The 20,065-nt window shown below is 74.3% G+C and carries 18 protein-coding genes; 6 read left to right on the plus strand and 12 right to left on the minus strand.

Translation table 11 applies throughout. The features are described from left to right. Positions 1–15: 15 nt before the first annotated feature. From VGL20_08945 to VGL20_08955, 3 genes are read right to left on the minus strand one after another with little or no spacing between them, the layout of a single operon-like run. Positions 16–1,578, minus strand: a complete 1,563-nt coding sequence (locus tag VGL20_08945) for an NAD(P)/FAD-dependent oxidoreductase (protein HEY2703803.1) — start codon at positions 1,576–1,578, stop codon at positions 16–18. Further along, positions 1,575–2,264, minus strand: coding sequence for a histidine phosphatase family protein (locus VGL20_08950; protein HEY2703804.1), 690 nt, complete (start codon positions 2,262–2,264; stop codon positions 1,575–1,577). Before VGL20_08950 ends, VGL20_08945 begins: the two co-directional genes overlap by 4 nt. 11 nt (positions 2,265–2,275) lie before the next feature. Then, the gene (locus VGL20_08955; protein HEY2703805.1) at positions 2,276–3,205 is read right to left on the minus strand and encodes a LysR family transcriptional regulator; all 930 of its coding nucleotides are present in this window, start codon (positions 3,203–3,205) and stop codon (positions 2,276–2,278) included. 134 nt (positions 3,206–3,339) lie between these two features. Here VGL20_08955 and VGL20_08960 point away from each other — a divergent pair, with 134 nt between their 5' ends. Genes VGL20_08960 through cbbX form a run of 3 tightly spaced genes read left to right on the plus strand, consistent with a single transcriptional unit; the run spans position 3,340 to position 6,323 of the window. After that, positions 3,340–4,836 carry a form I ribulose bisphosphate carboxylase large subunit gene (locus tag VGL20_08960; GenBank protein ID HEY2703806.1) on the plus strand — a complete coding sequence of 499 codons (1,497 nt, stop codon included), beginning with the start codon at positions 3,340–3,342 and terminating at the stop codon, positions 4,834–4,836. A 14-nt stretch (positions 4,837–4,850) separates the two neighbouring features. Then, positions 4,851–5,273, plus strand: a complete 423-nt coding sequence (locus tag VGL20_08965) for a ribulose bisphosphate carboxylase small subunit (protein ID HEY2703807.1) — start codon at positions 4,851–4,853, stop codon at positions 5,271–5,273. Positions 5,274–5,306: 33 nt separating this feature from the next. Further along, on the plus strand, positions 5,307–6,323 hold the full coding sequence (gene cbbX / locus VGL20_08970) for a CbbX protein (GenBank protein HEY2703808.1): 1,017 nt from the start codon (positions 5,307–5,309) through the stop codon (positions 6,321–6,323). Here the strand turns inward: cbbX and VGL20_08975 are convergent. The 8 genes from VGL20_08975 to VGL20_09010 form a co-directional block, all read right to left on the minus strand. Continuing rightward, complete coding sequence (locus VGL20_08975) at positions 6,256–7,350, minus strand: hypothetical protein (protein HEY2703809.1); 1,095 nt, start codon at positions 7,348–7,350, stop codon at positions 6,256–6,258. The two genes, cbbX and VGL20_08975, sit on opposite strands and share 68 nt — an antisense overlap. Positions 7,351–7,622: 272 nt before the next feature. After that, the gene (locus tag VGL20_08980) at positions 7,623–8,546 is read right to left on the minus strand and encodes a hypothetical protein (GenBank protein HEY2703810.1); all 924 of its coding nucleotides are present in this window, start codon (positions 8,544–8,546) and stop codon (positions 7,623–7,625) included. A gap of 122 nt (positions 8,547–8,668) precedes the next feature. After that, positions 8,669–9,685 (minus strand): kelch repeat-containing protein, encoded by a 1,017-nt coding sequence (locus VGL20_08985; GenBank protein HEY2703811.1) that lies wholly within the window; start codon positions 9,683–9,685, stop codon positions 8,669–8,671. Further along, complete coding sequence (locus VGL20_08990) at positions 9,682–10,281, minus strand: hypothetical protein (GenBank protein ID HEY2703812.1); 600 nt, start codon at positions 10,279–10,281, stop codon at positions 9,682–9,684. Before VGL20_08990 ends, VGL20_08985 begins: the two co-directional genes overlap by 4 nt. Beyond that, the gene (locus VGL20_08995) at positions 10,278–10,973 is read right to left on the minus strand and encodes a hypothetical protein (GenBank protein ID HEY2703813.1); all 696 of its coding nucleotides are present in this window, start codon (positions 10,971–10,973) and stop codon (positions 10,278–10,280) included. Before VGL20_08995 ends, VGL20_08990 begins: the two co-directional genes overlap by 4 nt. Beyond that, positions 10,973–13,735 carry a copper resistance protein CopC gene (locus VGL20_09000; GenBank protein ID HEY2703814.1) on the minus strand — a complete coding sequence of 921 codons (2,763 nt, stop codon included), beginning with the start codon at positions 13,733–13,735 and terminating at the stop codon, positions 10,973–10,975. The genes VGL20_08995 and VGL20_09000 overlap by 1 nt, the downstream gene beginning before the upstream one ends. A gap of 98 nt (positions 13,736–13,833) precedes the next feature. Then, positions 13,834–15,831 (minus strand): hypothetical protein, encoded by a 1,998-nt coding sequence (locus VGL20_09005; GenBank protein ID HEY2703815.1) that lies wholly within the window; start codon positions 15,829–15,831, stop codon positions 13,834–13,836. A gap of 529 nt (positions 15,832–16,360) precedes the next feature. After that, positions 16,361–16,852, minus strand: a complete 492-nt coding sequence (locus tag VGL20_09010) for a hypothetical protein (GenBank protein HEY2703816.1) — start codon at positions 16,850–16,852, stop codon at positions 16,361–16,363. Positions 16,853–16,897: 45 nt separating this feature from the next. Here VGL20_09010 and VGL20_09015 point away from each other — a divergent pair, with 45 nt between their 5' ends. After that, on the plus strand, positions 16,898–17,350 hold the full coding sequence (locus VGL20_09015; GenBank protein HEY2703817.1) for a redoxin domain-containing protein: 453 nt from the start codon (positions 16,898–16,900) through the stop codon (positions 17,348–17,350). 3 nt (positions 17,351–17,353) lie between these two features. On the opposite strand, the gene VGL20_09020 is transcribed toward VGL20_09015, so the two are convergent. Next, positions 17,354–17,716 carry a DUF202 domain-containing protein gene (locus tag VGL20_09020; protein HEY2703818.1) on the minus strand — a complete coding sequence of 121 codons (363 nt, stop codon included), beginning with the start codon at positions 17,714–17,716 and terminating at the stop codon, positions 17,354–17,356. Between the two features lie 63 nt (positions 17,717–17,779). Here VGL20_09020 and VGL20_09025 point away from each other — a divergent pair, with 63 nt between their 5' ends. Together VGL20_09025 and VGL20_09030 are read left to right on the plus strand one after the other, a co-directional pair. Next, a complete protein-coding gene (locus VGL20_09025) occupies positions 17,780–18,793 on the plus strand; it encodes a hypothetical protein (protein HEY2703819.1) in 1,014 nt (337 codons plus the stop codon). A gap of 49 nt (positions 18,794–18,842) precedes the next feature. Then, positions 18,843–20,042 (plus strand): PQQ-binding-like beta-propeller repeat protein, encoded by a 1,200-nt coding sequence (locus VGL20_09030; GenBank protein ID HEY2703820.1) that lies wholly within the window; start codon positions 18,843–18,845, stop codon positions 20,040–20,042. The last annotated feature ends 23 nt before the right edge of the window (positions 20,043–20,065 follow it).

Consider the following 20,065-nt stretch of genomic DNA (forward strand, 5'->3'; position numbering starts at 1 on the left):
CACAGAGTCGGAGGCTCACCCGCGGGGGATCCGCGGGAGGAGCCGGCTCCCCCGGGCGTCGCGGAGCAGGGCCATCGCGGACTGGCGGCCGGGGGTGCCGGCGACCCCGCCGGTGGGGCTGGTGCCCGCCCCGGAGACGTAGAGACCCGCCACCGGGGTGCGGTGGCCGGCCAGGGTCCGGGTGGGGCGGAGCGGTCCGAGCTGGTCGAGGGTGATGTCGAGGTGCATGGGATGGGCGCCCGGCCAGCGCTCCTGCTCCTCCATCAGGTCGGGGGTCCGGGGAGCCACCCCGGTCACGCTCGCCCGGAACCCCGGCGCCCGCGACTCCACCGTCGCCAGGCACGCCTCGACGAACTCCTCACTGCGCGCCGCCCAGCCGCCCTCGACCCGGGCCGGGGCGGCGGGGCAGGCGAGGTACACGGTGTGCGCCCCCGCCGGCGCCAGGCCGGCGTCGATCGCCGAGGTGGTGAAGGCGTAGAGCGGCACCGGGTCGGGGAGCATCCCCGCCTCCGCCCTCAGCCAGCCGTCGCGGAGGTCGTCGAGGCGGTCGACGAAGCTCTGCAGCCCGTGGTGGTCACCGGGGCGGCGGTCCGGGTACTCGGGCAGCCGGTCGGTGGCGACGTGGACCAGCGCCTGCACCACGTTGCTGCGCCGGGTGGCCGCGAGCTCGGCCCCGGCCTCGCCGCCGAGCGGTGGGTGGAGGAGCTCGAGCAGCGCCCGCCGGGGGTCGAGCGCGGTGGTGACGGTGGCCGCCGCGATCCGCTCGCCGCCCTCCAGGACGACGGCGCGGACCCGGCCGTCCGGGGCCTCGATGCGCTCCACCGGCGCCGCGCAGCGCAGCTCGCCGCCGAGCGCGCGCAGCCGGACGGCCAGGGCGTCGACCAGGCCCTGGGCGCCGCCCTGGGCGTGCCACTGGCCGACGAGGTGGTAGGCGGCCTGCCAGAAGGCGAAGATCGCGCCGCCGGGGCTGCTCGGCCCCACCCCGGCGTGGGCGGCGAAGGCGGCCACCGGTCCCCGCACCAGGTCACCCCGGAGGTGGCGGCGGAGCAGCTGGTCGTAGGCGCCGAGGAGGTCGCTGGCACGGGCCAGAGGGTCGTGGCGGAGCAGGCGCAGCAGGGCGAGGCCGCGCCCGGGCAGCGCCGCCAGGCTCGACTCGCCGCGGATCGCCGGCAGCACCGAGTGCACCACCGGCAGGGCCGCCTCGATGAACGCGCGGTAGGCGCGGGCCTCCTCGCGGTCGTGCTCCGCGATCGAGGCGACGGTGCGCTCGACCGAGCGGTGGAAGCGCACCCGGCGGCCGTCCTCGTGGATCGCGACCGAGAAGGGGTCCATCTCGAGGTAGCGCAATCCCGCCCCGGCGAGGTCGAGCTCGGCGGGGATCGAGGTCATGTTGATGAGGTTGTGGGCCACCGAATGGAGGTCGAAGCGATGACCGGGGACGGTCTCCTCGGTGCGCGAGCCGCCGCCGGGGCGGTCGAGCGCCTCGAGGACCAGCACCTCGCGGCCCGCCCGGGCGAGGTAGCAGGCGGCGACCAGGCCGTTGTGGCCACCGCCGACGACGACGTCGGGGAGGGTCACGTGCCGGGATGCCGGCCGCCGGGCCGGGCCAGCACCTCGAGCACGGTGTCGGGGGCTCCGTGGATGCGCAGACCGGTGCCGTTGCCCCCGGGGACGATCTCCACCGCGCTCCCCGGGGGCGGGAGGAAGCGGTGGAAGCCGTCGAGGGCGAGCAGCCCGAGCAGCACCGCCGCCGCCCGGATCACCCCCTCGTGGGTGACCACGACGAGCGGCTCCGACCCCTCGCCCCAGCGCTCGCGGAGGAACTCGGTGAGCCGTTCGAACAGCGAGGCAACCGGCTCGCCGCCGGGTGGGGTGCCGCCGAGGACGTCCTCGTGGTGGCGGGCGTGGGCCTCGGGGTCGGCGGCGCGGACCTCCGCGTGGCTGCGCCCCTCCCAGCTCCCGAAGCTCAGCTCCATCAGCCGGGGATCGGGCCGGCAGGGCGCCCCGGTTGCGGCGGCGATCGCCTCCGCGGTCTCCCGGGTGCGGCTGAGCGGGCTGTGCCACACCGCCGCCGCGGGACGCTCGCGCAGCTCGGCGGCGAGCCGCCGCGCCTGGGTCCTGCCCAGCTCGGAGAGGGGCACGTCGATGTGTCCCTGGTAGAGGCGGACCGGGTCGGTCCAGGGGGTCGCGCCGTGGCGGACCAGCAGCAGCGGCGGCCGGCCCGCGATCGGGAGTGGGTCGGCGCTGGCGGGGGTCGGCGGCACGGACTCCCAGCCTACCGGCGCGCCCACCGGGCGTCGTCACCCCGGCGCGGGACCGCGGGTGGGAGGTGGAACTCACCGGCGCTCAGCAGGTGGTCGATGAAGAGCTCGGCGGTGGCGCTGAGGGCGTCGTCGCCGCGGGTGATGAGGTGCCAGGCGCGGTGCAGCGGCATCCCGGCGACCCGCAGCTGGACCAGCGTGCCCCGGGCGAGCTCGTCGCCGACCGCGTCGAGGGAGAGCAGGGTGATCCCCAGCCCGACGGCGAGCGCCTCGCGGATGGCGCCGTTGGAGCCCAGGGTCAGGGTGGGGGGCGAGAGGCCGGCGGCGGCGAGGTACTCGTCGGTGGTGGCGCGGGTGCCGGAGCCGGGCTCGCGCAGCAGCCAGGTCCTGCGGGCGAGCTCGTCGGGCCGGGGCGAGCGCGGCAGCATCCCCGGGGGCGCCACCAGCACCAGCGTGTTGGGCCGGACCGCGCGGGTGCGCAGCGGCGACGGATCCGGGGGACGGCCGCCGATGACCAGGTCGACCTCGTGGTGCTCGAGCAGCGAGAAGACCCGTGGCCGGTTGGCCACCTCCAGGCTGATCTCCGCCGAGGGGTGCTTCGTCCGGAAACCGGCGATGAGGCGGGGGAGGAGCTGCTCGCCGGCGGTGGTGACCCCGGCGAGGCGCACCCGCCCGCGCTCGGGGGCGGCGGCGCCGGCGGTCGCCACCGCCGCCTCCTCGAGCAGGCCCAGGACCCGGCGGGCGTAGCCGGCCAGCACCGTGCCCGCCGGGGTGAGGCGCAGGCCGCGGCCGTCGCGGGCCACCAGGCGCACCCCCAGCTCCTTCTGCAGGGCGGCGATCTGGGAGGAGACCGCGGGCTGGGTGACGAAGAGCCGCTCCGCCGCCGCGCGCACCGATCCGGTCGACGCGACCTCGAGGAGGGTGCGGAGCTGTCCCAATGTCATAAGCCCAAAGTAATGGATCGCAACCAAAAAAACAATTGACGCTGCAGGGTTGGGTGACGCATCCTGTGGTCGCGAGGTGTCCCGCGGGTGGATGCCGGCGACGGCGTCGAACCCACCGGACCCCAGGAGGCGATATGACCACACTGGACGCGAGCGAAGCCAGGACCGAGGGAAAGAAGACCGAGGGAAAGAAGGAGGAGAAGCGCTCCCGCTGGTCCTCCGGGGTCATCCCCTACAAGACCATGGGGTACTGGGAGCCGGACTACGTTCCCAAGGCCTCCGACATCCTCTGCGCCTTCCGGATCACCCCGCAGGCGGGCGTCGACCCCGAGGAGGCGGCCGCGGCGGTCGCCGGTGAATCCTCGACGGCGACCTGGACGGTGGTCTGGACCGACCGGCTCACCGCCCACAGCCACTACCAGGCGAAGGCCTACCGGTGCGAGGCGATCCCGGGGTCCGACAACCAGTACATGGCGTTCATCGCCTACGACATGGACCTCTTCGAGGAGGGCTCGATCGCCAACCTCACCTCCTCGATCATCGGCAACGTCTTCGGGTTCAAGGCGCTCAAGGCGCTGCGGCTCGAGGACATGCGGATCCCCCCGCACTACGTGAAGACGTTCCCCGGGCCGCCCCACGGCATCGTGATGGAGCGCGAGTACATCAACAAGTACGGCCGCCCGCTGCTCGGCGCCACCACCAAGCCCAAGCTGGGGCTGTCGGCGCGCAACTACGGACGGGTCGTCTACGAGGCGCTGCGCGGCGGGCTCGATTTCACCAAGGACGACGAGAACATCAACAGCCAGCCGTTCATGCGCTGGCGCGACCGCTACCTCTCGTCGATGGAGGCGGTGAACAAGGCGCAGGCGGAGACCGGTGAGGTCAAGGGTCACTACCTCAACGTCACCGCCGCGACGATGGAGGAGATGTACGAGCGCGCCGAGTTCGCCAAGGAGATCGGCTCGGTCATCATCATGCAGGACCTCACCGTGGGCTACACGGCGATGACCTCGATGTCGAAGTGGGCGCGGAGGAACGGGATGATCCTCCACCTCCACCGCGCCGGCCACGGCACCTACACCCGGCAGAAGAATCATGGGGTGAGCTTCCGGGTGATCGGCAAGTGGGTGCGGCTGCTCGGCGTCGACCACGTCCACGCGGGCACCGTGGTGGGCAAGCTCGAGGGCGACCCGAGCATGATCGCCGGCTACTACGACACCCTGCGCCTGCCCTTCGTCAAGGAGAACCTGGCGCGCGGCATCTACTTCGACCAGGACTGGGCGTCGATGCCGGGCGTGATGCCGGTCGCCTCGGGCGGCATCCACGCCGGCCAGGCGCACGAGCTGCTCCACCACCTCGGCGAGGACGTGGTGCTCCAGTTCGGCGGCGGCACCATCGGCCATCCGATGGGCATCGAGGCGGGCGCCACCGCCAACCGCGTCGCCGTCGAGCTGATGATCCAGGCGCGCAACGAGGGGAAGGACTACCTCAAGGAGGGTCCCGAACTGCTCCGCAAGGGCGCGAAGTGGTGCGCCCCGCTGCGTGCCGCGCTCGACGTCTGGGGCGACATCAGCTTCAACTACGAGTCCACCGACACCCCCGACGTGCTGCCCACGGCGACCCCGGTCTAGCAGGAGAAGCGAACATGTACGTCACCCAGGGAACCTTCTCCTACCTGCCGCCGCTGACCGACGATCAGATCAAGCTGCAGGTGCAGTACTGCCTGGACCAGGGCTGGGCCGTCTCCGTCGAGTACACCGACGATCCCCATCCCCGCAACTTCCTGTGGGACATGTGGGGGCTGCCGATGTTCGACATGAAGGACCCGGCCGCGATCCTGCTCGAGATCAACCGCTGCCGTGAGGCCAACCCCCAGAAGTACGTCCGGGTGAACGCCTACGACGCCACCCTCGGCCGGCAGACCACCGCGCTCCAGTACATCGTCCAGCGGCCCGACAACGAGCCCGGCTTCCGGCTCGAGCGGCAGGAGAGCCACGACCGCCAGATCCGCTACACCCTGCATCCGTACGCGCTCGACCGCCCCGCGGGTGAGCGCTACCAGAAGTAGGCAGGGATGAGCGATCAGCCTCCGTCCTTCCAGATGCCTCGCGGCGGCGCGCGGCAGGGACCTCCGTCCCTGCCCGCGCCGGACGAGGAGAAGGCGCCGCCGCGGCTCGGCGAGAACGACCTCGTCGACCTCGAGGCCGAGCTCCGGGGCTCACAGGTCTTCGACGTGCTCGAGCAGCTCGACCGCGAGCTGATCGGCCTGGTGCCGGTGAAGACGCGCATCCGCGAGGTCGCCTCGCTGCTGCTGGTCGACCGGATGCGTCGCAACTACGGGCTCGACTCCGAGCGGCCCACGCTGCACATGTGCTTCACCGGCAGCCCGGGGACGGGCAAGACCACGATCGCGATGCGCATGGCCGAGGTGCTCCACCGGCTCGGGTACCTGGGCAAGGGGCACCTGGTCACGGTCACCCGCGACGACCTCGTCGGCCAGTACATCGGCCACACCGCGCCCAAGACCCGCGAGGTGTTGAAGCGGGCGATGGGCGGGGTGCTCTTCATCGACGAGGCCTACTACCTGTACCGGCAGGAGAACGAGCGCGACTACGGGCAGGAGACCATCGAGATCCTCCTCCAGGTGATGGAGAACCAGCGCGACGACATCGTCGTCATCCTGGCCGGCTACAAGGACCGGATGGACACGTTCTTCCAGAGCAATCCCGGGATGAGCTCGCGGATCGCCCACCACATCGACTTCCCCGACTACACCATCGACGAGCTGATGGGGATCGCCGGGCTGATCCTCGAGCGCCAGAACTACCGCCTCAGCGAGGACGGTGAGAGCTCCTTCCGCGAGCTGATGGAGCGGCGGATGCGCCAGCCGCGCTTCGCCAACGGGCGCAGCGTGCGCAACGGGCTGGAGCGGGCGCGGCTCCGCCAGGCGAGCCGGCTGATCAGCGCCGGGGGCTCGATCGGCCGCGACGACCTGATGCGGATCGAGGGCGAGGACATCCGCAAGAGCCGTCTCTTCGACGTCGACGACATCAGCGGCGAGGAGCCCACCGGGGACGCGGAGGCGCCGGCCGCCGGGAACGGTCACCGCTCCTCCTGAGCGGCTGACGCTCGAGCAGGGCGCGGGCGCGGGGGCCGCCGAGCAGCTCGCCGCCGACCACGGTCGCGAGCAGCAGCGCCCCGACGGCGAGATCGAGGTGGGCGGGCCGGTACCCGGCGAGCGGGCGGTACCGGGCCATCACCTCGGGGAGGGCGCCGGCCGCCGCCCCGGCGGCGAGGGCGGCGACCACCCGCCCGCGCCCGAGCAGCAGCACCAGGCCGACGAGCAGCAGCGACCGGGCGACCGAGAAGCTCTCCGGGCCCACCCTCCCGGAGTACAGCGCCAGGGCGCAGCCCGCCAGCGCGCCGAGCACGGCGGCGATCAGGTACGCGGCGAAGCGGGTGGCGGTGACGTCGATGCCGCGCACCTCGGCCGGGTTCTCCCCCGCCGCCGCCGCCCGCAGCAGCGTGGCGAAGCGCGACTCGCGGAGCACCAGCACGGCCAGGACGCAGACCACCAGGAGAAGGAGCAGGCCGTAGTAGAGCACCACGCCGGCCTCGACCTGGTAGCCGCCCATCCGCAGCGGCTGGGAGACGGCGGGGGTGAGCCGCCGGGTCCCGCCGATCGCGTGGCTGCGGAAGACGGCGGCGTCGAGCACCGCCGCCACCCCCAGGCTGACCACCGCGACCACCTCACCGCGCCGCTGCACCGCGCACACCGCGCCCACCAGCGCCCCCAGGATCAGCGCCAGCGCCAGCGCGTAGGTGACGGCGATGACCAGCGGCTGCCCCTGGTCGCCGGCGAACCAGGCGGTGGCGTAGGCGGCCAGCCCGGTGGTCGCCAGCGGGGCGAGGAACAGCTGCCCCCCCCACCCGTCCACCACCACCACCCCCAGTGCCGCGATCGCGAGGGCGATCCCGACCGCCGCCGGCTCCAGCCGTCCGCCCACCGGCGTGAGCGGCAGCAGCATCGCCCCCAGCAGCCCGATCAGCGCCAGCGCCAGGGTGAGCACCCGCCGGGTGCCGACCGCCGCGACGATCATCACCAGGCCGGCCAGGAAGGTGAGCACCAGGGTGCTCCGGCTCATCTATCGCCTCCTGGTGACCGGTACGTCTCCTGTCGCGCAGTGTGGATGAACCCTCTCAGCCCCTGCGAGCCGTGATCGACGGCGTGTCACCCGACGCAGCGGGGGGACGGGCGATGGCGCCCGGCGGGGCGTATCGAGCGCCATACCCCAGGCGCGAGATCCGAGGCGAGTCGATCGCGAAGCGATCGCCGCCGTCCCCGCCGGGCGCCGTCGCCCGGCCCACCGCGCCCTCGGAGCGACACAGGGGACGGAGCAGCCCGAGCGAGCTCTCCTCAGTGCTGATCGGTCGGGGCGTTTGCCGAGGTGGCGACGACGCCGGCGGCCTGGTTGGAGCTGCCGTCCTGGACGCCGCCGACGACGGCGCCGTCGGGGCCGTTGCGGAGCAGGCTGATGGTGGCGACCCGGGGGATGACCAGCGGCGTCGCGCCGCCGAGCTGCTCGGCCGAGGCCACCTCGCGGTCGTTGACCTGGACCAGGTACACGTGCCCGGGAGCGCTGCTCGAGGAGTCGGAGTGGAGCACGACGACCGCCATCTGGCCGCCGTTCAGACCGAGGTTCAGCGCGCTGGAGCTGGCGTCGCGGTGCACCCCGCCGGCCGCGCTGTGGCTCGCGTTGCTGTGCGACTGCAGGATGGCGACGCTCGCCACCGAGCCGTCGACCAGGCGGAGGTCGGCGAAGGTGGCGTGCGAGTGGGCCTCCGACGAGCCGTGGTCGGCATGGTTGTCCAGCTGGTAGTAGCCGAGCGCCACCGCGAGCAGCGAGTTCGGCGGCAGCGAGAGCGCGCTGCCCCCGGTGTAGCCGTTGGCCGGGCCCTGGCCCTCGGAGATGGACTCGTCGGCGACCTTGAGCTCACGCGAGTCCGACGCCGAGGAGTCCTTCCCGGCGCTGGCGCTGGTGCAGCTGATGCAGGTGCCGAGGGGGTCGAGGTTCACCCCGTCACCCCTGCCGACGCGGCTCTCCGAGGGCGGCGGCCCGGCGCTCCCCTGCCGCGCCGAGGGCTGCGGGTTGACGCCCGCGGGACGGTGGGCGACGGCGCTGCGCTCGGCCGAGCCGGCGGTGACGGGGATCACGCTCCAGGGCGTCAGCTCCTCGGTCTGGGGCGCGGGGGGCGTCAGCGCCGCCGCGGAGACGCCCACGGGGCCCGCGATCGCGAGCATCGAGAGGGAGGTCGCGAACGCGACCACTGCCCTGGCCAATGGTGGACCCTCCGCCTTCGGGACCGATTGGGGACAGCCTGCCTCGATCGCGTGCGGTGCACCCCGGGGCAGCGAAGCGTGATTCGGATGGCGGCTGCTGATCGAGATTCTGAGGCATTTCCTCACAATGGTGTCGTTCCCCAGGTCCCCGATCGCCAGACCCAGGCGTCGCCGAGCGCACCGGCGGTGCCCTGGCCGCCGAAGAGCAGCACCGTCCCGCTCGACGGATCGGCGGCGACCGCGGGGAAGGCGCGCGCCGGAGGCGGCCCGGGGGGGGCCGCCGCCGCCCAGTCGCTGCCGTCCCACAGCCAGGTGTCGTTCTGCGGCTGCCCGGCGACGACCCCGCCGAAGAGGACGATCCTGCCCGTGGACGCGTCCCAGGCCATCGCCGCACCGCTGCGGGGTGTGGGCGACGTTGCGGGATGGAGGGGATGCCAGCTCCCCGACGCCCATGCCCAGGTGTCCCCGAGGTCGCCGCTCGCGCCCGCCCCGCCGAACAGCAGCAGCTGCCCGCGGACCGGGTCGTAGGCCATCGCCGCCGCCGAACGCGCCGGGGGCGACGCCGGCGGCCGTGCCTCGGCCCAGCGGCCGGCGGCGAACAGCCAGGTGTCGGCGGTGCGCCCGTCGACCCCGGCGCCGCCGAAGAGCAGCACCTGGCGGGAGCCGGCGTCGTACCCCATCGCCACCGCGCTGCGGCGCGACGGGCCGGGGGCGGCGGCCGCCCGGGTCCAGGCGGTCCCGTCCCAGATCCAGGTGTCGTCGAGGGTGCGGGCGCCGCCCTGCTCGCCCCCGAAGAGCACCACCCGCCCGGCGCCGTCCTCGGCGAGACCGGCGAGGCCTCGCGGGGGCGGCACCGGGAACGCCTCGGACTGGGTCCAGCGGCCGTCCGCCCAGGTCCAGGTGTCGTCGAGGTCGCCGGCCTGGGTGCCGCCGCCGAAGAGCAGCACGTCGCGGTGTGCGCTGTCGGTCGTCATCGAGGCGTAGAGGCGGAGGGCGGGGCGGGGCACCAGGCGGTGCGCTGACGCCGCCGGGGAGGGTCCGGCGGGGGGCGGCGTCGCCGTCGGCGTGGGCGCCGCGGCCGGCGTGCCGCAGCCGATCAGCAGCAGCGCGGCGGCGAGCAGCAGGGCGGCCCGGTTCACCGCTTGTTGTCGACGCCGCTGGTCCAGTACCAGGTCTGGTTCTGGGGGTTGTAGTCGAGGAAGATCGTGAACGCCTGCGTCGCCGGCCCCGGCAGCCCCTGGTCGACCACCTGGTTGGTGGTGGTGTCGACGAAGTGGTTGTCGGTGGTGTGGTCGGTGAGGTTGAAGACCACCCGCTGCGGGCTGCTCGAGGTGATCGAGAGCGAGTCGAACTGGACGTGGAAGATGTTGCGCAGGTGCCGGGAGTTGAGCTGCTGGATGGTCGCCCTGTGGCCGGTCAGCTCGACCCCGGCCAGGAAGGTGTCGAGGTGGCCGGGGTCGCCGGCGGCATAGGCCTGGGACAGGCGCTCGTCGAAGTCGATGATCAGCGCCCGGCAGGCGGTGGCGTCGAGCTCTCCCGGCGGCCGGGTGTTGATGCCCGGGGTGGGCGCGGGTCCGGACGGGGTGGCCGCTCCCGAGGCGGGGGCCCGCGTCGCCGGCAACGCCGAGGCCGAGCCCGGGGACGCGGCGGTGCCGCTGCCGTCGCAGCCCGCGAGCAGCGCGGCGGCGAGCAGCAGGCCGCCGCCGCCCCCCAGGGCGCGCGTCCGCCGCGTCATCGGGCCGGCCCGAGCATGCTCTGGAGGATCGCGGTGGCGGTCTGCAGGGTGGGGGAGGGGCCGAAGACCGAGACCGAGTAGAAGCGGTTCCCCCGGGTGGCGGCGATCTCGGCCCCGCTCGCCCCGTGGATCGGGTAGCCGGCGAAGTCCTGCCCCTGGTCGCTGAAGGCGGCACGGGTGTCGCCGACCGCCGGCGCGGCGACCTCCTGCTGCTTGGCGTCGCGGCGCAGCTGGCGGAAGGCGCCGAGGAAGCCCTGGGCGCCGTCCGCGGCGGCGAACTCGATGGCGTCGCAGGTGATCAGCTGGTCGTGGGCGGGGGTCTGCGGGCCGGCCGCCCCCGGTGGCGACGTCGCCGCGGCCGTGGCCGGCAGGTTGGTGAACACCTGGCGGACGCCGTTCTCGAAGTGGAAGAAGACCAGGGCCGCCTGCATGTCGCCGTTGGGGCTGTACCCGCCCACCGACAGCGGGCCGGAGTGCGCCGGGTCGGGCACGAAGCCGGTCTCGGTGATCGAGGGCGCGGTGCAGGCCTGAACCGGCGCCGCCGCCGCGGTGGCGGTGGGCGTGCCCGCCGCCGGGCTCTCGCCGCATCCGCTGAGGGCGAGGAGCAGCCCGGCGGCGAGCGCGACCGCGGCCCGGAGGGCGGGGGCGCTGGTGGCCCGGAGGGCGGGGGTGGGGGGGAGGCTGGATGGCATCAGCTCTGCACCTGTGCGTAGGGGCTGAGGCGCACATAGGCGCCCGCCTTGAGGAAGATGCCGGCGTGGCTCGTCGAGGGGGCCGCGCCGAGCTGGGTGAGGGGGTTGATGAACACGGTGGTGAAGACGGCGAGCTGACCGGCGCCGCCGCCGCCGCTCCCCCACCGCAGCCGGTACGAGGAGCCGAAGGCGAAGTCGGCGAACCGGGTCTCGAGGGTACCGACCAGGTTCTGCGCCGAGCGGTCCTGGCCGGCGCCGCGGAGCGCATTGTTCATCACCCAGCCCGCGATGTACCCGCGCACCCCGTCGAAGGAGGGGCGGCGGCCGCCGTACCACTGCTCGAGCCGGCCGGCGTAGGCGATCGCCGCGGTGTCGTCGGGATCGACCTCGCTGACGAAGCCGATCCGCCCCTTCACCACCCACTCGCCGCCGGCGCTGGCCAGCGAGTTCGACATCAGCCCGGAGGCGGCGAGCGCCCCGGAGAGCGGCGACCAGGCGGGGGCGAGGTCGCCGAGGGCGCGGATCACGGGCAGCGCCGCCTCCGGCGAGGCGAGCAGGATCACCGTCCCCGGGTTGAGCGCCCGGACCCGCTCGGCCAGGGTGGCGGGCGGCTCGGCGTCGACGGCGAGGCGCCGGGTGGGGATGCCGAGGACGTCGAGGCGGGCCGCGGTCGCGTCGGTCTCGCGGCGGTCGTGGAGCTCGTGACCGGTGAGCAGCATCGCGCTCAGGGCGTGGTGCGAGGCGGCCTGGTCGGCGAGCGCCGCGCCCTCGCCGGCGGCGCGCAGCCCGGTGGTCCAGGCCAGCGGCGCGGCGGCGAGCTCCTCGGGGACTCCCACCACCGGCAGGCCGGCGTGCCGGGCCGCGGCCACCACCGCCGCGGTGGTGGTCTCGTCGCCGCAGGGCACCGCGAGGGCGGCGACGTGGATCGCCCGCAGCCGTTCGACCGCCGCCGCCACACCCTCCGCGCCGGTGTCGGCGGCGATCACGCGCACGGTGTCGCCGCCCAGCAGCGCCCCCTGGTTGGCCTCGACCGCAGCCGCCTGGAGGCCCACGGCGCGGTCCTGGCAGGCCCGGCCCCCGGGTCCCGACAGGTCGGCGGCGACCCCCACCAGCACCTGGTCGGGCGCCGCCGCGGGCTGGATGTCGGCGCTCTCGGCGGCGGCGTCCTCCAGGATCCCGGCCACCCGGGGTCGCACCGTCAGCGTCCAGGTGCCGGGGCTGGCGAGCACCACCTCGCCGGTGAACCAGGGGCTGCCCGGCAGCCGCCGCATCGTCACCTGCCGGGCGCCGCCGGGGCAGGGGCAGCTGGCGGCCACCTCGATGCCGTCGACGCCGTCGACCGGGACCGGCAGGTCGTTGCCGTCGGTGCGGTCGACCCCGGCGATGATCCGGTTGGCGCCGACCACCCCGGGGGCGACGGTGAGCGGGAGCAGGTGGGTGCCGTTCGAGGCGGCGAGCAGGGGCGTCCCCGCCGGCCGGGCGTGGAGCTGCGAGGGGAAGGGGAACGAGACCGGATTGGGGGTCTGGGCCAGCACCCCCGCCATCGTCAGCACCGCCACCGCGACCGCGGCCTCCGCGGCGCGGACGCGGCGGCCGCCGATCCGCCGGCTGGCGAGCAGGCCCGCGGCCACCATCGCCACCACCAGGCCCACCTTGACGTCGAGCACCCGGCCGTAGGTCGAGCTCGCCAGCTCGGCGAGCGACCGGAGGTTGACGTGGGCGTTGTAGAGGCCGGTCATGAGCATCACGGCGACGCTCACCGCCACCGGCGGGGCGAGGCGCCGCGCTCCCCGGCCCGAGGCGGCGACCACGGCGGCGATCGCGCCCACCCAGATGCTGACGGCGAGCAGGTGGACGCCGAGCACGGTGAGCTGGGGGACGCGGTCGGCCTCGGCGAGGGCGTGCCCGGAGAGGGCGAGGGCGCCGAGCAGCGCGCCGGCCACCGCCACGCCGTAGGCGCCGGTGCGCCGGGACGGCGACCGGCCCGCGGCCAGGGCCCCGCCATCGAAGACCGCCGGGGCCAGCGCCAGGGTGAGCAGGAGCCGGAGCAGGACCAGCTTGCCGGTGAGCGCGCTGGGCAGCGCCGAGGCCCCGTACTCGCCGACCAGCACGCCGGCGAGGCCGGCGGCGACCCCCACCTGCAGCGTCCACACCGCGGTGCGCAGCCGGGCCAGCCGCCGGCCGGCGGCGGCGCGCAGGGCGGGGTCGGAGGGGAGGATCACGAAGCCGAGGACGAGCAGGCCGCAGAGCAGCACGGTGAGCACCGCCAGCAGGGCGCGGCCCACCAGCTCGACCGGGCTGACGTCGCTGGCGGTGTCGTAGCCGGGCGGGCCGGCGGCGGCGGCGAGGGCGGCGGGGTTGCCCGAGGCCCGCTGCACGTTGAAGGCGAAGTCGCCGACCACCCGGTGGCCGTCCTCGCCGACCACCGTCCAGCGCACCACCCAGGTGCCCGGCCCGAGCGCCGGCGGCGCCGCGGTGAGCCGCGTCCCCGAGGCGGTCACCGGCATGGTGCGCTCGCTGCCGTCGGGCGCCACCAGCACCACCGAGCAGTAGGGCGCGTCGAGGCCCTCGGTGTAGAGGATCGTGACCTGCTCGGGGGACGCGTGCAGGGTGGCCCCGGCGGCGGGCTCGGCGCTCACCAGGTAGGGATGCGCCGCGGCGGCGGTGGGCAGCAGCGCCCCCACCACGGCGGCGAGGGCGGCGAGCAGCAGCCGGGCCGGCCGGGGGAGGAGCGCGAGGCGGTGGCGGTGGGGCATGGGCATCAGGGCGGCGACATCGGTGCACCGGCGGACCCCGGGCGAAGAAAGGGGGCCGGACGTTCCGGCCCCCGTCATTCAGCCGTGGTGAGCGGTCTCCGCGCCTACTGGGAGTAGGGGAAGCCGCCGGTGTTCTGGCCGCCGTTGATCTCCGAGCCCCAGTAGCCGGTCACGTTGCCGGCGGCGTCCCTGGTGGCTCCGGTCTGTGGCGGGCTGTTCTCCACGAAGAGCATGGAGTGCGGCTTGTAGTAGCCCGTGGTCGCCCCACCCGGCCAGGAGTGCCGGTTGAAGTTGACGCAGGGCGTGCCCTCCTTCTCGTCGATGAAGGCGTTGTCGTAGGAGACGTCACCGGTCACCGGGTTCACGTTCACCACGCAGAGCTTGTGGTTGCCGTCCACGCCGGTGCGCGCCACGAAGTAGTTCGCGAACGCCATCCGGGTGAGCCCATGGGTGTCGTTGAAGCCGTTGATGTTGACCGGGGTCAGGGTGAAGTTGTCGAAGCTGCCCCAGTGGGGGCCGCCGGTGCTGGTGTCGTTGACGGGCACGATGCCGGCCACGGTCGGGCAGTCGGCCCCGCCCTGGCTCGGGTCCATCACCGCGCGGATGTTGTTGACGTTGCAGTTGTAGCCGGTCCCGGCCTCGAGCAGCCGCTCGACATTGACGACGTACACCATCTTCGGGCTGCCGGCGTCGGCGAAGTCGTTCTGGTTGGTGTAGCGGCCGTTCACCGAGTGGAAGACGAAGCGGTTGTCGGGCGAGACGTTGATCCACGCCGCGCCGTTGCAGCCGCCGCCCTCGGTGATCTGCGAGTTGGGTCCGCCGTTGGCCACCTGGCCGCTGTACGCGGTCTGGTCCTTGCTCGAGAACACCGCGGCGGTGGAGTCGAAGACCTCGTGCCAGGGATTGGTCGCGGTGGCGGTGATGTCCGGGGTGTAGAAGATGGCGCCGCCGCACATGCTCTCGGAGAAGAAGCCCTTGGGCACCTTCCCGTTGGGCAGCGGATAGTCCCAGGTCTTGCCGACCTCCATGATCCCCAGGTTCTCCTGGTGACCCGGGTTGGCGTCGTCACGCGGACCCTTCGGCATCACGTCGACCTTGGTGATCTTGGGATGGTTGGTGTCGCTGATGTCCCAGACGCGCACCGTCCGCCGGAACACGTTGTAGTTCTCCGGCTTGCCCGGATCCTCGACCAGGCGCGCCGGCTCGGCGTAGTCCGAGGTGACCAGCGTGTGCAGGTCGGCGCGGGCCTGGATGCCGTGCGGGTTGGCGCAGCTGCCCAGGTCGGGGCAGGTGGGCAGGCCGTTGACGTCGGTGGGGGGCAGGCCCTCCGCCGCGGTCGCCGGGAACTCACCCAGGATCTGGCCCTTGGAGCCGATGTGCACCACCTCGCCCGGGGTCATCCCGTAGACGTTGAGCGGGCCGCCCATCAGGGTGCCATAGGCGGTGCCGTCGGGCAGCGCGTCGAAGGCGTCCCAGATCGAGCCACCCGGGGTGGCGAAGGGCTCCTGGGTGCTGATCAGGGTCACCTTCGGGAGCGCGCTGGTGTCCCAGGTGAAGAGCCGCGAGGTGAACAGCCCACCGGCCCAGAGCGGCTGCCCCGGGAACCAGACGTACTGCATGTGGTGCGGCTCGTTCTCGACCCCGTCAGCGCCGGGCACGATGGCCACGTTGACCACGTTGCCGTAGGTGTTGCACCCGCGCTCGGCGTCGATGGTGGCGATCATGTCCTGTCCGGGAAGCGTCTCCTGGGGGAGGACGTCCCGGATCGACTGCGGGTTCACCGCGCCGCCGTTGGCGAAGATCAGCGCGTCCTTGCCGGTGAGGTCACCGGCGTTCATCTTGCCGGCCCACACCACCAGGTACTCGTGACCTGCACCGGCCCCCGGGCAGCTGGTGCCGGCCGGGCTGTTCTTCACCGTCGTGGCCACCGGGGCTGCCGCCGCCGCGAGGGCGGGACGCGCCACCGCCTTCGGCTGGGTCTGCACCGTGTAGTTGATGACGTTCTTGACCCCTCCGGGGGTCTCAACGGGGGAAACGCTCCTGACCACCTTCACCGCCGAGGAGTGACTGAGCAGGTCCGGGATGACCGTGCTCGTCGCCACCAGGGCCGAGGGGACCAGAAGCGCCGCACCCCCGCCTGCCAAGAGTGCTCGTCGTATCCTCATTCGCCTTCCGTCCAATCCGCGTTATGGCCGCCCCGGTCCGCGTCGTACCCCCGTCGAGAGCCACCGGTGAGCGGTTCTTCAGAATTCCCCAACACGTCGAGTGCGCTCGAGTTCGTCCCTGTCGCTACCTCCCCGCAAAGTTGATAAACTGGATCGACATTATCAGGAAGACCGCGGCGCAGTCGAGGCGGCGCTTCGAGAGAGCCGGGTGCGGCACCGTCGGTCGCGCTCACCGGCCGGGGCGAGCGGCGACGGAACGCGGCACCATCCTCGCTTCACCCACTCTCCTCCTCACCGGCGGACCTGACGGCCCTGACCCGTAAGACCCGGGACGGGGAGAGCGTGTATCACCGCGAGGGTGATGTACACGGCAAATTGCAGGTTTTCCGGAAATTTCACCCGACGGGGTGACGCCGGGTGACGCCGAGGGCTCACCCCGCCGGAGAGTGCCTCCCGGCGGCTCCGGTCAGCCGGTGGTGCGGGCCGACGCCCACTCCACCGCCGTCTCCTCGCTGTCGAAGAAGCGGAACTCGGGGAAGCGCCCGAGGGTGAGCACCGTCGAGGCGAAGGCGCGCATGAACCGGTTGCCGCGGAGCAGGGCGATGCGGCGCAGCGGCAGGTTTCGGAGCCGGCCCATCGCGTAGAGGCCGGCCCGCGGCGTCGCCTTGGAGAGCGAGCTCATGTCCATGACCAGGGCGTCGGCGCCGTCCCGCCGTGCCAGCTCCTCGATGCGCTCGCAGAACGGCTTGGCGACCGGGTAGCGGAGCAGGCTGACGGTCACCGACCCGCGCACCACCGCCGGCGCGGCCAGGCGCACGTCGAGGCGGGGGTCGTCGGCGTCGACCACCTCCGCGGCGGTGCCGGCGCGGCGCCGCAGCGCCCCCCCGGCGACGCTCGCCGTCGCACCGGCGACGAGCAGGGTTGCCAGGAGCCGGAGCCGGCGAGGGAGAGACCGCATGTGACGGATTGTAGGGACCGGCACCCGTCGGGCTACACTCCCGCCGTGCTCGACCAGCCGGCACCCGACTTTCGCTGCGCGGTCGCGGGCGGTGGAACCCTGGGCCGGGACGACCTCGCCGGCACCACCACCGTGCTGCTCTTCTACCTCGAGGCGGCCACCCCGGACTGCCGGCAGCAGCTGGTCACCTTCGCCGCCGAGGCGGAGTCGCTGGAGGCGCTCGGCGCCCGGGTGGTGGCGATCAGCGCCGACCCCCCGGAGCGGCTGGCGGAGTGGGCGGGGAAGCTCGGCGAGCCCTTCCCGCTGCTCTCCGACCCCACCGGCGAGGCGGCCCGCGCCTTCGGGGTCTGGGACGCGGAGCAGCGCCGGGCCCGCCGCGCCGCCTTCATCCTCGACGCCGCCGGGATGGTGCGGCTCGCCAACCTCCGCTACTCGGTGGGCCGGACCGGCGACGTCCTCGAGGTCTTCGAGGTCCTCGAGCGGCTCGCCGGCGGCTGACCCTCAGCCCCGCAGCAGCAGGTAGGTGACCACGCCCACCCCCAGCGCCGCGGTGAGCAGCGCGAGCAGCCCCTCGGGCCAGAGCTCGGCCCGGAAGCGGCCGGCGCCGATCTGCGCCCGGGCCCGGACGAAGCGCAGCAGGCTGAGGGCGGTCGCGGCCACCCCGGCGCCGACGAGGGCGACGCCGATCAGGGTGGGGACGCCCAGGCTCGTCGCCGACGCCGACCGCTCGTCGACGAAGGCGCCGAAGCGGGCCATCGCGAACCCCAGGGCGATCAGGGTGACCCCGGTGCGGATCCAGGCGAGCAGGGTGCGCTCGTTGGCGAGGTGCTCGCGGGTGGCACCTGGGGGTGGTGGTCTGCGCACCGCCGACCTCCGTTGATGACGGGTTCGGCGGGGATTGTGCGCCGCCGGCACGGGTCGACCACGATGCGGCTGCTGGACCTGGGCACGGTGCCCTGGATCCGCTCGCAGAGCGTCCACCACGCCGTCGCCGCCTGCTTCGGCGAGGACAGCCCCGACACCGTGGTGCTGGTGCGGCCCGACCGCTCCTACCTCTGCGTCGGCCAGCATGCCCTCGGCCCGGCGCCCTCGCCCGCGGCGCTCCGCCGCATCGGCCTGCCGGTGGTGCGCCGCCGGCTGGGCGGGGGCACCGTGCTGATCACCCCGGCGCAGACCTTCTACGTGCTCGTGGTCCACCGCCGCCGCCTCCCGCTGCCCGACGCCGGGGCGTTGCGCTGGTGCCTCGGCCCCGCGGTGGCCGCCTACGCCCGGCTCGGCGTGCCCGCGGAGGTCGGCCCCGGGACCGACGTCACCGGGACGGGTCGCAAGCTCTGCGGCAGCGGCGCCGCCAGCGTGGGCGAGGCCTCGGTCTTCGGCGGCAACGTGCTCGCCGACTTCGACCCCGACCTCTTCCTCGCGGCGCTGCGCCTGCCCTCGGGGGCGGTACGCCGGCTGATGGCGGAGGAGCTGCGCGCCCAGATGGGATCGGTGCGTCAGGCCACCGGCGCCGTCCCCGGAGCCGGCGCGGTGGCGGTGGCGCTGCGGGAGGCCGTCGAGGAGGCGTGCCAGACCCGGCTGCTCCCCGGCCACCTCACCGCCGCGGAGACGGCCGCCCTGCCCGGGGTGGAGCGCTGGCTGCGCCGCGTCCCCGGGGGCGCGCCGGCGGCGGCCTCCGGCTGCTGGAAGGTGCGCGCCGGCTGCGGCCTGGTCCGGGTGGTGCTGAGCCGGCCGCGGCGGGTCGTGGTGCTGGTGACGGTGCGCGGCGGGGCCGTGGCCGGGGTGACCGCCGAGCGCCCCGAGGGCCGCGCCGCCGCCGCCCGGCTCGCCGCCGTCCTCGAGGGCCGGCGGCTCGATGCCCCGCTGCCGCCCGGTGCGGTGGACCCGGAGGCGGCGGTCGCGGTCGGCGCCGCCCTCGCCGCCGCCCGCCGGCTCTTCGGGTAGCCAGCCTTCCCCCTCCGGCAGCCTGCCGCGGCCCCTACACTGCCCCACCATGCCTGGCCGGCGGCGCCTGCCGCTCCCCGCGCGCGTCACCGCGGCCATCGGCGCCGCGATCGTCGTGGTCGCCGTCGCCGTCATCGCCACCCTCCTCATCATCTCCCGGGGCTCCTCCTGCGGCTCCCCGGTCTGGGGGCAGCTCCAGGGCGACGCCGCCCACTCCGGCCAGGGCGCCGGCGGCAGCGGCACCCTGGCGGTGCGCTGGACCCGCCCGGGGAAGGCCTCGGGGGGCGCGGTGCTGGTGGGCGACGACCTGCTCGTCGGGCAGCAGGGCGGGGTCGCCGACCTGTCACCCGCCGACGGAATCGAGCGCTGGCACTGGTCGACCCCCGACCAGAGGGGCAACAACGTCGGCCCGCCGGCGGTGAGCGGCTGCTCGGTCGGGGTCGTGGAGTCGCGGCCCGACCAGCCCACCAGCGGCGTCCACGCCATCCTCCACGTGGTCTCGATGACCGCCCACGACCTCGCGGGCAAGGGGCTCGACATCCCCTCGGCCTCGGCCGGCGGCCTGCTCTCCACCGGCTCGCGGTTCGAGCTGGTCGGCGGTCGCGCCGAGTCCGGGGCGATCCGGTGGGGGCTCTACGCCATCGACGCCGGCAACGCCAGGGCCAGCTCGCTCGCCCCCCTCGCCGCCTTCACGCCGGGGCCGCCGGCCGCCGACGGCGACACCAGCTACGTCGCCGCCTGGGACAACGGGATGCAGGCGGTGAGCGGCGCCGGCCGCCAGCTCTGGAGGACGGCCACCACCGGGCTGCCGCTGACCGCCCCGGTGCTCAGCGGCGGCAGGGTGATGGTCGGGACCATCGGCGGCGCCGACGCCTTCGACGCGGGCGGCGGGAGGGTGCTGTGGACCACCACCATCGCGTCGGGCGTGGTCGCGGCGCCGCTGCCCGCCGGCGACGGCGTCCTCGTCCTCGACCGCAGCTTCCACAAGCTCCACCGCCTCGACCTCGCCACCGGCCGCGAGCTCTGGGCGGTGCAGCTGGGCACCACCCTGGCGCCGCCGGTGCTGGTGGGCTCGCGGGTGATCACCGCCGACGAGCAGGGTCAGCTGCTCGCCCTCGACGCCAGCAGCGGCAGGGTGCTGCAGAAGCTCACCCTGAGGAGCGGGGTGCGCAGCCCGCTCGCGGTCGGCGGCGGCAGCGTCTACGCGGTCGGCAACGACGGACGGGTCACCGCGGTCTCGCTGGGCTGACACCGGTCATATTTGACATACCA

The sequence above is a fragment of the Candidatus Dormiibacterota bacterium genome (genome assembly GCA_036495095.1).
GTDB lineage: Bacteria > Chloroflexota > Dormibacteria > Aeolococcales > Aeolococcaceae > CF-96.

Coding starts and splice junctions, on each gene's coding strand:
- VGL20_08955 (HEY2703805.1), bottom strand. CDS start 3,205: ATGACATTGGGACAGCTCCGCACCCTCCTCGAGGTCGCGTCGACCGGA.
- VGL20_08960 (HEY2703806.1), top strand. CDS start 3,340: ATGACCACACTGGACGCGAGCGAAGCCAGGACCGAGGGAAAGAAGACC.
- VGL20_08965 (HEY2703807.1), top strand. CDS start 4,851: ATGTACGTCACCCAGGGAACCTTCTCCTACCTGCCGCCGCTGACCGAC.
- cbbX (HEY2703808.1), top strand. CDS start 5,307: ATGCCTCGCGGCGGCGCGCGGCAGGGACCTCCGTCCCTGCCCGCGCCG.
- VGL20_08975 (HEY2703809.1), bottom strand. CDS start 7,350: ATGAGCCGGAGCACCCTGGTGCTCACCTTCCTGGCCGGCCTGGTGATG.
- VGL20_08990 (HEY2703812.1), bottom strand. CDS start 10,281: ATGACGCGGCGGACGCGCGCCCTGGGGGGCGGCGGCGGCCTGCTGCTC.
- VGL20_08995 (HEY2703813.1), bottom strand. CDS start 10,973: ATGCCATCCAGCCTCCCCCCCACCCCCGCCCTCCGGGCCACCAGCGCC.
- VGL20_09000 (HEY2703814.1), bottom strand. CDS start 13,735: ATGCCCATGCCCCACCGCCACCGCCTCGCGCTCCTCCCCCGGCCGGCC.
- VGL20_09010 (HEY2703816.1), bottom strand. CDS start 16,852: ATGCGGTCTCTCCCTCGCCGGCTCCGGCTCCTGGCAACCCTGCTCGTC.
- VGL20_09025 (HEY2703819.1), top strand. CDS start 17,780: ATGCGGCTGCTGGACCTGGGCACGGTGCCCTGGATCCGCTCGCAGAGC.
- VGL20_09030 (HEY2703820.1), top strand. CDS start 18,843: ATGCCTGGCCGGCGGCGCCTGCCGCTCCCCGCGCGCGTCACCGCGGCC.